Raw genomic sequence first — 13,477 nt, forward strand, 5'->3', positions numbered from 1 at the left:
GAAAATCCAAATTAAAAGGTAACTCACGATAATGTGTACTGGACACGACTAGGCCGTTAATTGCTGCTCACGCCACTGGCAAATCTGCCCCCACAAGGCGCGCTTTGCCTCACTGCGCGTTAGTAACTCAGCTAGGGGATCCGACACTAACCAAGCCACTCTGGGCCTAACCCTGTGGCGACGTAAATCCCAGACGATGGGTTTACCCTTATGTGGCTCAGTGTTGAACTCACAGTCATCCTTACTGATCCCAATTAAACCAAGGACAGTATCAATCAGTGGCTCAGCGGCAGACGACATATCATCAACATCCCAAACCACTTGATAAGGTCGCACTTTAGTATCGCGAAGCTGCCAAGGAGTTATCTCCATCGCGGCTAAATAGGCAGATTTATTCATGGGGTTATTGGGGTTTCATTAAGCACTGACACCACATAAGGATACCAGCTAAATGGGCCGAATGTTATTGCCAAGATACGGTTCATGGCTCAAGCCAAACGTTTACTTACGCTTTAATCTGTAAAATCGATTTTATGAATCTATTTTAACCGCTTTATATGTTTAGCTTATTTGATAATCTATCTTCATTGAGTAGGACAATAGGAGGAATTTCCATGATTAACATCGGCATCAACCAAGCTCATAGAGAAGAAATCGCCGCAGGGTTAAATCAGTTATTGGCCGACAGCTACAGCCTTTACCTTAAGACCCACAGCTTTCACTGGAACGTCACAGGCCCCATGTTCACTAGCTTGCACTTATTGTTTGAACAGCAATATACCGAGCTTGCCTTAGCGGTCGATTTAATCGCCGAGCGGGTACGAGCATTGGGCGCAAGGGCATTAGGTTCCTATTCGGACTATGCCAAGTTGACCGAAATCCGTGAAGATCAAGGTGTCACTAAAGCTGAAACCATGATCCGTGAACTGTTAAGCGACCAAGAAGTAGTGATTAGAAATGCCCGTGCGCTCTATCCCTTGGTTAGCCAAGCCAACGACGAGGCCACGGCAGATTTACTCACCCAGCGCATTCAACTCCATGAGAAAAATGCGTGGATGTTACGTAGCTTATTAAGCGAATAACCTTTTCATCATCCCCAAGCCAAATGGCCGAGCAGTCACGCGCTCGGCTATTTTTATTGGGCATTGTTTTAGGGTAAAGCTAATTTAGAGATACTTAAGCCAAGCCTGCGGACTCTGTCCTTTGTAACGGCTAAACCAGCGCACGGGATAATAGAGCAAAGGAATTAAGACTAAGCTTATCAGCCATACCCACCCCATATGCGCTACGCCAAACAGCTCACCATGGTTGGCGCCAAATATCCCTTTAGCCAGCGAATACAGCAACAGCAGCACATATAAGTGCAAGATATAGAAGAACATAGGTACAGAGCCAAACACTGCTAACCTCTGCCCCATCCAACCTAATACTCTGCCTGTAGCAAAATAGCGCTCAAACACCACTAAGCCGTAGAACATCCCGCACAAGGTCACCAACAAAAAACTCAGTGATGGCGGATACTTAGTTAGATTAAATACCGACATTAAGGTTTGACCTAGAGTATCGCCAAACTGCCAAGGCAACGTCTCGCCGTAGATATTGAATCCGCGCAGCAAGCCAAACAGCAGAGCGCAGCCAAGTCCTAACAGTATTAATTTTTGCTGACGCAGCCCCGCATCACTCCCTCTGCCAAATAAGGGGCCAGCCACATAGCCCAATAAAATCACGCCAATCCAAGGTAGCGCTGGGTAACTTATTTTCAGCTTAAGCTCGCCCTCGGCAATCAAATAACCTCGGTCATGCAGTATCGTCCACAGACTATAGCCCCACTCGTCTGGCGTAAAATGAATAGGCGACAATAGGTTATGGCCAAAGATAATCAATAGTCCGAGTAATGCCATCCACAACCTCGGGAGGTTGATTAATGCCGCAAGGGCCAACATGCTCAGCCCTATCACCCAAATCACCTGCAACCAGAGGGTGTGATAATTGCCCATCCATGAAAAATTAATCACCAGCACCTCGAGGGCGATTAAGAATAGCCCGCGCTTGATTAAAAACTCGCGTGCAGAGCGCGGCTCACCATAGCCACGATTGGTGTAAAGCCAGGCCGAGACCCCAGTTAAAAAGACGAACACAGGCGCACAAAAGTGCGCTGCAAAACGGCTGACAAACAGCGCCCAGTTTGTTGTGCTTAAATCCACTGGGTCGCTCACCTGCATATGCAGGAAAAACCGCTCCCGCACATGGTCGAGCAACATAATCAGCATCACTAAGCCGCGCATCATGTCGATGCTATTGATTCGCTGACGCCCTTGCAGCTGAGGCGCCACAGACGAAGCCATGGGTGTCACTGTGACATTAGAATTCATAGCTAACACTCACTTTAACGTTACGTGGCTCACCCGGCACGGCCCACAGCGCCGAATAACTGCTAGCGATATAGTGCTCATCCAGCAGGTTATCGACATTGAGCGCGAGACTTAAGTTGTCAGCAAGTCGAGTCGTGAAAAACATTCCAAGTAACTGATAACTCGGTAATTGAAAACTCGGATCGGCCGAATCACCCAAACGAGAGTCCACATAACGCCAACTCAGCCCTAAATGACCGTCGATAGAAAGATCATTTAAGTCCTGCTTGAGAATGATACTGCCCGTGTGTTTTGGCACATTGACCAGCGGACTGCCCGCCGGAATTAACACGCCCCAATCCAGATTCAGGCTGTCGTTCACCGTGCGAGTATTCAGGTAGGCATAGGACAAAGTCGCTTGTAAGCTCTCGGTCAACTCGGTCGCGACATCCAATTCAATCCCCGTGCTCTTAGCTTCACCAAGGGTTGCCGAAAAGCCGACATTGACGGGATCTGAGGTCAAGATATTGCTCTTTTGCGCATCAAACCAAGCCAAGCTGCCATTAACGGGTAACTCAAACCAAGTGTTGTTGAACTTAACCCCTAACTCGATGGATTTACTCTCCTCTGGCTCGAAGGGATTACCCGCATAATCAGTGCCAGAAAGCGGTAAAAACCCTTCCGAATAGGAGCCGTAAACACTTAACGCCTCAGACCATTGATACACTAATCCGACTTTCGGGCTGACTCTGTGATCGCTTTGATCCGACAGACTCTCGTTGATCTGCTCTGCAATTTCTTGGGAATAACGGTCAAACCTTAACCCTAAATGCAATTTCCAGTGCTCGGTTAACTCCAATTGATCCTGTAAATAGGCACCCCAGGCATCTTGAGTCTCTCGGTTTTCATAGAGCAAACTGACCTCAGGCTGAGCCGCGCCATATTGGGGCGTAAAAATATCGATAGCATAGGCGCCCTTCTTGCCTCGATAACGGTAGAGTCCCGTTTTTAGTCGATAATGATAGGCATCCGTCCCGAGCAGCAGATTGTGCCTTATGTTGCCAGTATCAAACTGGCCGCTGAGTTCGGCCCGAACAGAATGGTCTTCAGAAGCGTAATCTCGATAGCGATGCTGCCGCGTCAGAGTACGGCCATCGTCATATAATGATTGACGTCCCTTTGCTAATTCGGCATCCGATGAGTAGCCATTCAGACTCGAATCGCGGTAGTTATAACCCGCGGTAAGCGACCAATCCTCATTTAATTCATACTCATAGGTAAGCTGATGCCCAGTCGCATCCACTTTAGTTGGCCCATCGTTGGGCTCGCCTAAGTAACGCGAACGGGGCACGGTATTAAAGTCGTTATTGAGCACTACTACGCCACGGTCAAATAACTGTTCTTGCTTAAGATATTCAACCTCATACAGGAGCGATGACTTATCGGACAGTTGCCAGCGTAGCGATGGCGTGACGATCTTTTTATCGCTAAATACATGATCGCGAAAACTGTCATGCTCCTGCCAAGCGCCATTGATCCGAAAGGCCAAGGTATCGGTCAGCCCCGAAGTAAAATCCCCTTCTAACCGATATTGCTCAAAACTCCCCGCGGAGGCTTTTAAATAGCCCTGCGCCTCGTACTGCGGTTTTTTAGTCACAATATTCACAGTACCGCCGGGCTCCGAGCGTCCATAAAGCGCCGAGCCCGGGCCTTTAAGGATTTCCACATAGGCTACGTTCGATAGATCTCGGTGACCACTAAAACCTCGGCCACCATTAAAACCATTAATTAAATAGCCCGATGGCATGTTTTCATTCCCAGGAAAGCCCCGTAACGAAAAACTATCCCATAGCCCACCACCGTTGTTTTGCCGCGCGACACTGGCAGAATAATCCAATAAGTCTTGAAAACGCGTCAGCCCAGTATCTTTAATCAGTTGCTCATCCAGCACTGTGATGGCCTGAGGTAACTCAGTCGCAGGCACATTGCCGCGGTAGGCCTGTCGATAATGAATGCTTAAACGCTCGATATCATTATTAAGTCCAGTGTTATCAGTTTGCAGCGCCTCGGCGGCCAATAGGGGAACACTCGTATCCAACGCCAACAACGTCACGCCCAGCAGTAATACCGAGCGCTTTTGAATGACATAAGTAGCCATTTTTTACTCCAAAAATAAACAGCATCGGGCGCCTTGGTTAAGCCAAGGCGCTCGAAAAATAATACCAATTATATTAATTATGTGATCTAATTGGTCATCAGTTTTTAATCATACAAAATATGAATAATCCCCACATCGCAGCCTTAGTAAAATCGGAGAAAAGTGCACGCAAACGTATGCGCTATCTTGCCTTACTCCATTTCACTGAAGGTCATTCTCGTACCGCCATCGCAAGCATGCTTAAGGTCAGTAGAACCAGTGTCAATCGCTGGGTCACCGCCTATTTAACCCATGGGCTGACTGGCCTTGACGATGCGCCCAATCCGGGCCGTCCTGCGACACTGTCCATCGCACAACAAGCTAAGCTTAAAGCGTTCGTACAGCACAGAAGTCTATCTGAACAAGGTGGCAGGTTGATGGCCAAGGATGTCGGCCTATTTATTCAGTCTGAATTTGGTGTGACGTTCAAGCAAGCAAATATCTACCGCTTGCTGCATCAACTTGGCTTCTCATGGATTACCACTCGCTCTCGCCACCCGAAACAATCTGAGGCTATACAAGAGGCTTTTAAAAAACTTCCGGATGGCAACGATCCTTAACACACCTGGGCACGTTGCACTCGATCGCATTGACGTTTGGTTTCAAGATGAAGCCCGCTTTGGCCAACAGAATACCACCACCCGTATTTGGGCTGAGAAAGGGACCCGTCCACGGGCCGTCAAGCAGCAACAATTTGAATCAGCGTATCTATATGGCGCCGTGTGTCCGGCAACGGGGGCGACACAAGCGATTATTGCCCCGCATGCCAATAGCGAATATATGAACGAGCATTTAAAACTGATTTCAGCCGCCACCGCATTTGGGCGCCATGCGCTGGTCATCATGGACGGCGCAGGCTGGCATCAACAGGATTTGGCCGATGACTTTGATAATCTGACGCTTCTCAAGTTGCCACCTTATTCACCGGAGTTGAATCCAATAGAGCAGGTATGGCAATGGCTGCGTCAAAATGTGTTGGCCAATCGTTGTTTTAGTGGTTATGACGATATTGTCGAACAGTGCTCTATCGCATGGAATACCTTCATTGAGAAGAAAGCAAGAGTGATAGAATTGTGTACTAGACCATGGACAATTTTGACCAGTTAGTTAATGGAATTGGTATAAGAGAAATAGATAAAAAGCAGGAGTTAGGCTGCTAGCGGCGGCGCGCGGCTAAGGAAGTTGCGCCTAAATGGCGTCTTAAAGGAAATAACATCAAACTCAACCGAGATAACACCCTGTTGAGCAACTTGAAAATCTAAAGGAGAGTATGAGAGGGCATGCTGCAATTGGTGCTGATGCAAACACAGCGCGCAATGGGCTTTGGTATCATCATTGAGGTGGGAAACACTGTGCACCGCAAACGCAACAGACAGCAACACTAAGATGGCTGCAAGCCATAGTGCTAATCTGCGCCTTGTTTGCATCACAGAGCTCAAACCATACATCCTCAAACCAAATGGATTGCGATTGTATGTTAGACACTACGAAAGTTGCAAATACCTTTACTTAACAAATGTAAGCAAATGCACTACGAAATTTTATGACGGCTAAAATAAAACGGCTCGCATATTTCTATGCAAGCCGTTGTTTTATTTGGCAGGGGTGGCAGGACTCGAACCCGCAACCATCGGTTTTGGAGACCGCTGTTCTACCAATTGGAACTACACCCCTGTTGACGTGGGGCATTATGCTAAAAGCACTCTCAAAGGTAAAGGACTTTTTATGACAAACTTAATTAACTGAGGAATTTTCAAACAAGTTTTGCATCTACTGTTGATTTAATTGGCATAAAGCTGAAAAAGTCGTCATGTAAGCTCATTGCAGAATGTTCAAAACCCGCTGGCAACAGCGTAAACGGTGAAACCTGATGCTCTGTCTATGCCCCAGAAACTCACAAAAGAGTCGTGAAAACGCCTTAAAGGATAAATTTAAGCGCTGTGCGTACCAAGCACTCACTAATTAATCCCATCGCTGAAAGTTAATCATCAAGGGTTGAGATAAAAATTCGCCGCAAATCATTGTCCCAAAGCTGGATAATCTTGCGGGTCTTATCCTTATTCCAAAAACACTTACCAAACAGGATAAGCCCTGCGCCCTCTAAATCCCGCTTATCTTCGATATTAAAGCGCTTAAACAGTTTGATTTTGACGGCCTCAATAGGAATGCCTATGTCTTTACTGTCGGCAGGATTGAGCCAAGATAACGTCGGGTCGCTATGGGAGATAGTGCCCCAGTACATATGGGGTTTATTATCCGTCGGATCCGCATCGGCAAAATTCACAAACAAATTCTTCGCCCGCCAGCGGTACTTACGCTCATCATCGGTATAAACCCAAAGATCCGAAGTCGCCAGATCGGAGCCTCGCAGCAGGCTATGGAGTAACTTTTCTAGCCCTTGGCTCGGTGTACGCTTTGCCGTGATGGCTATTTCTGGCTTATCGGCCGCTACCTGATAGTCAGCTTTGGGCTCCTGTACTGACGCTAATTGCTCAGTATCATTTTCAATGTCACTTTTGGCTCCAACCTCTTGCTCTTGGGGAGCCTTGATTTTGTGCGCTGAGTTAGATGGTCTCTTATTACTGGGATTAAGTGAGAAATCGATAACCAAGGCATCTGCGTCGAGCAGTTGTTGCTGCACTTCGAGGGCATCTTGTTCTTCACGGGACTTTTGCGCCGACGGATTAAATTCGATGCAATCGAGCTCATGGTAACGGGAGCCAAAACAGGCGGCCCTACCATCCTTAGATGCTTTACGAAAATAGGCTTTGCCGTAGCAGGCGGGGCAATATAAATGCTGGCGCAAACGCTCAATCTCAGCCTCGGGTAACTGCTGAAACTTGAACACACTGTAGGTGACACCGGCCTGAGCATGAGGATTGAGTCGTAATGGTGACGAAGCCTGCTCTGCCGCAGCCTCGGTTGTGAGTACACAAATCGCATCCAACATCTCTTGCCCCCCTAATCCTTATCTTCGCGACCTTATCTCAAGTCTTAAGCTGGATGAAAATAGCTCGCGAGTCGTGTGGCTAAACTCGGCGGCAATAAGGGTTTATTACCGACAGTCGTTTTGCCATAAAAACCTTGCAGCTTGTCGATTAACTGCCAAAAACAGAGGTTTGCCGCCAATGCATCGAGGGCGGCGTACTGAATTTGCGCTTGGGATAAAGGCACCTGTTGCCAATTCGAGAGGGTAATTTTTTTAGGTTTATCGATGCGTTTATGCAGTAATGCCGCCACCAATTGCCGCGTGCCCATCTCCTTCCCAGCCCGGAGCTGCGCCATCGCCCAATTCAAATCGAGTCGAGGGGAGACATGAATATCCCAATCTCGTTTCAGTGCTTGGCCATCGCCCCTTAATCCAATCCCCACTTTGAGGATCTGCTCATTTTCGAGCAAAGGTTTAAGCTCAGCGAGCCTCTCACCCAATACCGCCTGTTGAAATAAATAACAGGTATCGGAGGTCGCCAATTGCACTAAGCTCAAGGGATGTTGAACACCCGGCTCAAAGCTTGCCCGCGTTTCGGTATCAAACCCCAGCACGGATTCACTGCTAAGTTGTTGTAAGGCGGCGGTAAGCTTATCGAGCATGACTAATTCTACTCGCATTTCCACCCGCATGTCGTCCCGCATATCCACCAGCGACAGTGGCGAAAGATTAGCCAGCTCGGCATCCGTTAAGCGCGTGGTTAAGGCAAGCTTTTGTTGAAACCATGCAAACTTGAGTTGCGAATCGCCTGCCGATAAATCCCCCGCTTGGAGCTCGGTTAACTCCGCCAGATAGTTGCTGCCCGCCGCATCCATCGCCGCCAGCAGTTTGTCGGCATGTTCGCCTAATTCCTCACGCAGCCAAGCCAACTTATTGGGGGAAAGGCAATAACGCATTAATTGCATAATTCGTCCTTGAGCGCTGAAATAATCGCGGCGAGCACCTTCGCACTCGCACAGCTCGGATTAGCTGACGCTATAATCGCCAGCTATGAAAGGATGACAACGGATCAGCTACGCAGCTTTTGAAATCCAGTCATCACCAATACCGCCACCGCGCCCGCCGCGATGCCAAAGAGCGCGTTAAGAATGCTTGGCGTCAGTAACCCAAGCACTGGGCCGACTAGGGCAAAGGTTTCCACGAATTGCTCGGCATGGTGGATTTGCTCGCCGACCCAATGTAATCCATGGGTTAGAATGCCGCCGCCCACCATAAACATGGCGGCAGTACCAATAATGGTTAAGCTCTTCATCAACACGGGGGCCGCGCTGAGTAAACCAAAACCCAACTTACGATTAAAGCGAGTAAAGCTCGACTCGCCCTGACGTTGGCTCAGATACAGACCCGCATCGTCCATTTTGACAATCGCCGCGACCAAACCATAAACGCCTATGGTCATCACGATACCGATAACGGCGAGGGTAAAAAACTGCGTCGAGAGCGACTTGTCCGCGACTATGCCTAAGGTGATGGCGATAATTTCTGCCGACAACACAAAGTCGGTGCGGATAGCACCCTTCACTTTTTCCTTCTCATAGGCCGCCAGATCGCTTATCTCGGGTAAGTCCGATTCGGTCTGCTCCGCGTGTTTGTCTTTTCGATGGCTATAGCTGTGGTGTAATTTCTCAAAGCCTTCAAAACATAAAAACAAGCCGCCGAACATCAACAAGGGGGTCACAGCCCAAGGAATAAAGGCGCTGATCAACATGGCTGCTGGCACTAAAATCAATTTATTGCGAAAAGAGCCTAAGGCCACCGCCCAGACAACTGGTAATTCACGGTCGGCACTCACGCCTGTCACCTGCTGCGCATTCAAGGCTAAATCGTCGCCTAACACCCCAGCGGTTTTCTTGGCCGCGACCTTACTCATCACTGCCACATCATCCAAAATGGATGCAATATCGTCGAGTAAGGTTAATAAACTTGCCCCTGCCATACACACTCCCTTAAACCAATGTTTTATTTTGCCGATTCTGCTTTGGCAATAGTAACTTAGTTAGATTAAGCCCGCATAGAGTATTGTCTCTATCCAGATGTACTTTATCTTAAAGCACTTCCCTTTATACACAGATTAAATCAGTGCGGGCTGTAAGCAAGATCACAGCCATAGTGCAATAGCACCACACTATTTGGCGGAAAAGAGTATACTAAGCGCAGAATTTTTTACTCATTTGCCATTACAGGATGTCAACATGACTCAAGATGAAATGAAAAAAGCCGCAGGCTGGGCTGCACTCAAATACGTTGAGAAGGACAGCATTGTAGGTGTGGGCACAGGCTCAACCGTTAACCACTTTATCGATGCTTTGGCGACAATGAAGGCCGATATTGAAGGTGCAGTATCAAGCTCAGAAGCCTCTACCCAAAAGATGAAAGCCCTTGGCATCCCAGTTTATGACTTAAACAGCGTCGATAAATTATCTGTGTATGTCGATGGTGCCGATGAAATCAACGGCCATATGGACATGATCAAAGGCGGCGGCGCGGCATTAACCCGCGAGAAAATCGTTGCGGCTGTGGCTGAAAAGTTTGTCTGTATCGTGGATAACACTAAACAAGTGGATATTTTGGGTGAATTCCCTCTGCCCGTTGAAGTGATCCCAATGGCGCGCTCTTACGTGGCCCGTGAACTCGTCAAACTCGGCGGCGACCCAGTGTACCGTGAAGGCGTTGTGACTGATAACGGCAACGTGATCCTCGACGTTTACAACCTTAAGATCATCAATCCTAAGGAATTAGAAGATAAGATCAACGCCATCGTCGGCGTAGTGACCAACGGTCTATTCGCAAAACGCGGCGCCGATGTGTTACTGGTTGGCACCCCTGAAGGCGTGAAAACCTTTACCGCTTAAGGCAAGGTGAGTCGAAAGACTCCCATGCGAGAAACAAAAATGCCGATGCAACTGCACCGGCATTTTTTATGACCCTATGGCCATTAAGCGATTACCACACTCGAGCCACTAAGCCCTTGAGGTAAAAACCTTCGGGGAAGGCGCTGCCAATCGGGTGATCGCTCGCCTGGCTTAAACGCTCGATAAATTGGATCTCACGTTTGGCATCCAGTGCGGCATCGGCAACGATTTTTTGGAACAGATCCGCAGGCATTAATCCCGAGCAAGAGAAGGTCAGCAGCACCCCGCCCGGATTTAATAATTGCAGCGCAATCATATTGATATCTTTATAGCCACGACAGGCACCGTTGAGCTGCGACTTATTGTCGGCAAACTTTGGCGGGTCGAGTACAATTACATCGAAGGTTTTACCCTCATCGCGATACTGACGTAACAGCTTAAACACGTCGGCTTCGTTGTAATGCACATTGTCATCATTTAACCCATTGACTCGCATATTCAAACGCGCAGTATCGAGGGCAAGTGATGAGACATCGACGTTCTCAATGCTGGCCGCGCCCGCCTTAGCAGCATAGAGGCCAAAGGTGCCGGTGTAGCAAAAACAGTTCAGTACCGATTTGCCTTTCACAAAACGGGCGGCGATGGCGCGGTTATCGCGCTGGTCGAGGTAGAAACCGGTTTTATGACCCTTAGTCACATCAACGGCGATTTTGATACCGTTTTCTTCAATAATGACGGGCATTTCAGGCAGCGTGCCATGGAGTAAACCCATGGTAGAGGCTAAGCCTTCTTTCTTACGGGAATCGACGTCTGAGCGCTCATAAATCGCGCAATCGGGGTACAGCTCGGCGAGCACATCGACAATAGTGTCACGCCATACATCGGCGCCCATGCTCAGTAATTGGCACACCAATACATTGGCATATTTATCAATAGTGATACCGGGTAAGCCGTCGGACTCAGCGGCAATTAAACGGTAACCCGTTAAGCCTTGTTCACGGATCAAATCATCGCGTCCCGCTTGTGCACGCAGAATACGACGCTTAAAAAACTCACGGTCAATTTCTTCTTCGCGATCAAAAGTCCAAATTCGTACTTGGATTTGAGACTCAGGAGACCAAGCACCACGGCCCAACCAATGACCATCGTGGGCAACCACATCGACGGTCTGCCCCGGTTCAGGCTTACCTTTAACGTTGTGGATCCCGTTGGAAAAGACCCAAGGATGACGACGCTCAAGGGACTTTTCGCGACCGGGTTTAAGTTTGATTCTGATAGCCATAGTACCGCCTTTGATAATTGTACCGCCTGTGTGTTGTACCACCGTAATCAATAGTACCGCTCGAACACTAGGCGCCGCCCTCTAAAAATGGAAGCGGATAATATACCTAATAGGGTTCAAGTGCGAGCCATCTGTCCAAAACATCAGCTCTCCATTCCCATGGTCTGCGATCATACTCCAGTTTCGCGGGTAAAACCCTGGGCCGAGGGCGTGTTAACGATTCAAGATGAGATGTTGTTCTTGATGGCATCCTCGACAGTTATTTTACTTGCTAACGCCGCAGCGCCAATTCCACCCATACCGGTGCATGGTCGGTACTGTAAGCATCGCGCTCATATTCGGGCCTGACTAAGTGTCTATCGCAGGTTTGATAATCCACCACCTGAGCCAAACTGCGACTATCACTGGCATCAAACTCATTGGAAAGCAAAATATAATCGAGTACCGAACCTTTAGGGCCGTAGTAATGGGTTGCAGCTCGATGCTCCCGAGAATGGACTAGGTTATCGGGCATATTCGCCGCAATAAATAACTCGTAAGCATCTTGCAGTCGATATTGGGCAAACACAGCCGAACGTGCAGTATCAGACAAATGCCCAAGTCCCGCGGCCTTGATATCGTTGCTGTGGAGATGCTCGCCTTGGAGCGTTAATGCATCCAACGCCCCCATGGACAAACTATCGTTAAAATCACCCATCAGGATCACCGGATATCTTATGCTTTGCCGCCGCGCGAGAATAGTATGGAACAACAATGCCGCCTCTGCGCCCCGCTGCATGGTCGATGCCCAGCGACCTAGGGCTTGCTCAGTTAATAACTTAGTCTCAGAGTGCAACGCAAGCGTAGGTGGCGCACTTAAGGTTAAGCCTAAGGGATGTGGCTCTAACGCAAGTCCCGGGCGCTTAGATTTAAAATGCACCACATAGCAATCACAAGCGCCAATTTGCGGTATATCCACCGTCGCCCGCAGTACTTTACGACTAAAGGTAAATTGGCTCGATAACCCCATCGCTGCCACTAAATGTGCATCGGGTTCAATCGCATGCACCTCAAGGATTGGAAAGCGCGACGCTAGCGCAACCACAGGGCTTTGATAAATGTAATCACAGATCAAAGTGGCGCTATCAACTATGGCAAAATGTGTTAACCCTTGCTGCGCCGCAAGTTGTTTTAATGGCTCAGGGCTAAACACCTCCTGAAACCCGACAATATCCGGATGATATTGGTTTAAAAGCTCGCCAAACCACTGACACTTCTTTTGCCACTGGCCATGGCTATAGATATTTTCAAAATCGTAAAAGGCTAAAGGTGGTTCAATAAAATTAAATAGATTGATAGTCGCAATACGAATATTCGAATGGCAGTTTTCAGCCGAAATGGACTGCTGTTGGGAAGCAAATGTCACAGGTGATTCCTCTTTAGCCAAACCGTTGTGCTAATTAAACTCGGTTCTTAACTGATTGCGATAAATCGATTTTATCATTAAATACATCCATTAACTGGCGCAGAACAACAGCAATTAATAAATATCAAACCTTATAAAAATACAGCCAGCCCCCAAGGCAACCTACTGCACACCAAAATGCAACACAGCAAAAACCTAAAACAAAAATCAACTCAAGAATAAAAGCAAAATTGAAACATAAACATAGGTAATTGCCTATTGGGTTGACTTTCATTGTCAGCGGTTTAGAATCTAGCCGATTTTACCATTAGGAGACCCACTGTGGGCACACACATAAGCGACAGTAGATGCCCTGTCCAAAAGACAGGATTTAACGCCTAGCACTAGCCCGCAATATTTTG

At 48.1% G+C, this 13,477-nt stretch carries 12 protein-coding genes and 1 tRNA gene; 3 read left to right on the forward strand and 10 right to left on the reverse strand.

The window, feature by feature from the left end:
- Nucleotides 1–48 precede the first annotated feature (48 nt).
- Nucleotides 49–399 (reverse strand): DNA polymerase III subunit psi, encoded by a 351-nt coding sequence (locus CEQ32_RS10795; RefSeq protein WP_037415143.1) that lies wholly within the window; start codon nucleotides 397–399, stop codon nucleotides 49–51.
- Between the two features lie 215 nt (nucleotides 400–614).
- Here CEQ32_RS10795 and dpsA point away from each other — a divergent pair, with 215 nt between their 5' ends.
- Complete coding sequence (dpsA, locus tag CEQ32_RS10800) at nucleotides 615–1,082, forward strand: DNA starvation/stationary phase protection protein DpsA (RefSeq protein WP_037415139.1); 468 nt, start codon at nucleotides 615–617, stop codon at nucleotides 1,080–1,082.
- Between the two features lie 84 nt (nucleotides 1,083–1,166).
- Here dpsA and CEQ32_RS10805 read toward each other — a convergent pair whose 3' ends face one another.
- Nucleotides 1,167–2,372 carry a DUF1624 domain-containing protein gene (locus CEQ32_RS10805; RefSeq protein WP_181159775.1) on the reverse strand — a complete coding sequence of 402 codons (1,206 nt, stop codon included), beginning with the start codon at nucleotides 2,370–2,372 and terminating at the stop codon, nucleotides 1,167–1,169.
- Nucleotides 2,362–4,509 carry a TonB-dependent siderophore receptor gene (locus CEQ32_RS10810; RefSeq protein WP_088585999.1) on the reverse strand — a complete coding sequence of 716 codons (2,148 nt, stop codon included), beginning with the start codon at nucleotides 4,507–4,509 and terminating at the stop codon, nucleotides 2,362–2,364. The genes CEQ32_RS10805 and CEQ32_RS10810 overlap by 11 nt, the downstream gene beginning before the upstream one ends.
- Nucleotides 4,510–4,628: 119 nt before the next feature.
- Between CEQ32_RS10810 and CEQ32_RS10815 the strand changes: the two genes are divergently transcribed.
- Nucleotides 4,629–5,655 (forward strand): IS630-like element ISSpu8 family transposase gene (locus CEQ32_RS10815; protein WP_088585529.1). Its coding sequence is split into 2 segments (ribosomal slippage): nucleotides 4,629–5,078 and nucleotides 5,080–5,655, totalling 1,026 coding nucleotides; the frame shifts between segments, so codons are not numbered across the junction.
- 41 nt (nucleotides 5,656–5,696) lie between these two features.
- Here the strand turns inward: CEQ32_RS10815 and CEQ32_RS10820 are convergent.
- From CEQ32_RS10820 to CEQ32_RS10840, 5 genes are all read right to left on the reverse strand, one after another.
- The gene (locus CEQ32_RS10820; RefSeq protein ID WP_037430576.1) at nucleotides 5,697–5,987 is read right to left on the reverse strand and encodes a hypothetical protein; all 291 of its coding nucleotides are present in this window, start codon (nucleotides 5,985–5,987) and stop codon (nucleotides 5,697–5,699) included.
- 158 nt (nucleotides 5,988–6,145) lie between these two features.
- Nucleotides 6,146–6,222, reverse strand: a tRNA-Trp gene (locus tag CEQ32_RS10825).
- Between the two features lie 307 nt (nucleotides 6,223–6,529).
- Nucleotides 6,530–7,498, reverse strand: a complete 969-nt coding sequence (locus CEQ32_RS10830) for a hypothetical protein (RefSeq protein WP_037430564.1) — start codon at nucleotides 7,496–7,498, stop codon at nucleotides 6,530–6,532.
- A gap of 44 nt (nucleotides 7,499–7,542) precedes the next feature.
- Entirely contained in the window at nucleotides 7,543–8,442 is a 900-nt protein-coding gene (locus CEQ32_RS10835) for a 3'-5' exonuclease (protein WP_088586000.1), read from the reverse strand.
- A gap of 104 nt (nucleotides 8,443–8,546) precedes the next feature.
- A complete protein-coding gene (locus CEQ32_RS10840; RefSeq protein ID WP_088586001.1) occupies nucleotides 8,547–9,473 on the reverse strand; it encodes a DUF808 domain-containing protein in 927 nt (308 codons plus the stop codon).
- Between the two features lie 256 nt (nucleotides 9,474–9,729).
- On the opposite strand from CEQ32_RS10840, the gene rpiA reads away from it, so the two are divergent.
- On the forward strand, nucleotides 9,730–10,389 hold the full coding sequence (gene rpiA, locus CEQ32_RS10845) for a ribose-5-phosphate isomerase RpiA (protein WP_039978629.1): 660 nt from the start codon (nucleotides 9,730–9,732) through the stop codon (nucleotides 10,387–10,389).
- A gap of 91 nt (nucleotides 10,390–10,480) precedes the next feature.
- Here the strand turns inward: rpiA and CEQ32_RS10850 are convergent, their stop codons facing one another.
- On the reverse strand, nucleotides 10,481–11,671 hold the full coding sequence (locus tag CEQ32_RS10850) for a class I SAM-dependent rRNA methyltransferase (protein WP_047536960.1): 1,191 nt from the start codon (nucleotides 11,669–11,671) through the stop codon (nucleotides 10,481–10,483).
- Nucleotides 11,672–11,942: 271 nt separating this feature from the next.
- Nucleotides 11,943–13,076: an endonuclease/exonuclease/phosphatase family protein gene (locus CEQ32_RS10855; RefSeq protein WP_088586002.1), complete on the reverse strand. Its 1,134-nt coding sequence runs from the start codon at nucleotides 13,074–13,076 to the stop codon at nucleotides 11,943–11,945.
- Between the last annotated feature and the right edge of the window lie 401 nt (nucleotides 13,077–13,477).

The sequence above is a fragment of the Shewanella sp. FDAARGOS_354 genome, from assembly GCF_002209245.2.
In the GTDB taxonomy this organism is placed as follows: Bacteria; Pseudomonadota; Gammaproteobacteria; order Enterobacterales; family Shewanellaceae; genus Shewanella; species Shewanella xiamenensis.

Coding starts and splice junctions, on each gene's coding strand:
- CEQ32_RS10850 (WP_047536960.1), bottom strand. CDS start 11,671: ATGGCTATCAGAATCAAACTTAAACCCGGTCGCGAAAAGTCCCTTGAG.
- dpsA (WP_037415139.1), top strand. CDS start 615: ATGATTAACATCGGCATCAACCAAGCTCATAGAGAAGAAATCGCCGCA.
- CEQ32_RS10835 (WP_088586000.1), bottom strand. CDS start 8,442: ATGCAATTAATGCGTTATTGCCTTTCCCCCAATAAGTTGGCTTGGCTG.
- CEQ32_RS10810 (WP_088585999.1), bottom strand. CDS start 4,509: ATGGCTACTTATGTCATTCAAAAGCGCTCGGTATTACTGCTGGGCGTG.
- CEQ32_RS10805 (WP_181159775.1), bottom strand. CDS start 2,372: ATGAATTCTAATGTCACAGTGACACCCATGGCTTCGTCTGTGGCGCCT.
- CEQ32_RS10795 (WP_037415143.1), bottom strand. CDS start 399: ATGAATAAATCTGCCTATTTAGCCGCGATGGAGATAACTCCTTGGCAG.
- rpiA (WP_039978629.1), top strand. CDS start 9,730: ATGACTCAAGATGAAATGAAAAAAGCCGCAGGCTGGGCTGCACTCAAA.
- CEQ32_RS10840 (WP_088586001.1), bottom strand. CDS start 9,473: ATGGCAGGGGCAAGTTTATTAACCTTACTCGACGATATTGCATCCATT.
- CEQ32_RS10830 (WP_037430564.1), bottom strand. CDS start 7,498: ATGTTGGATGCGATTTGTGTACTCACAACCGAGGCTGCGGCAGAGCAG.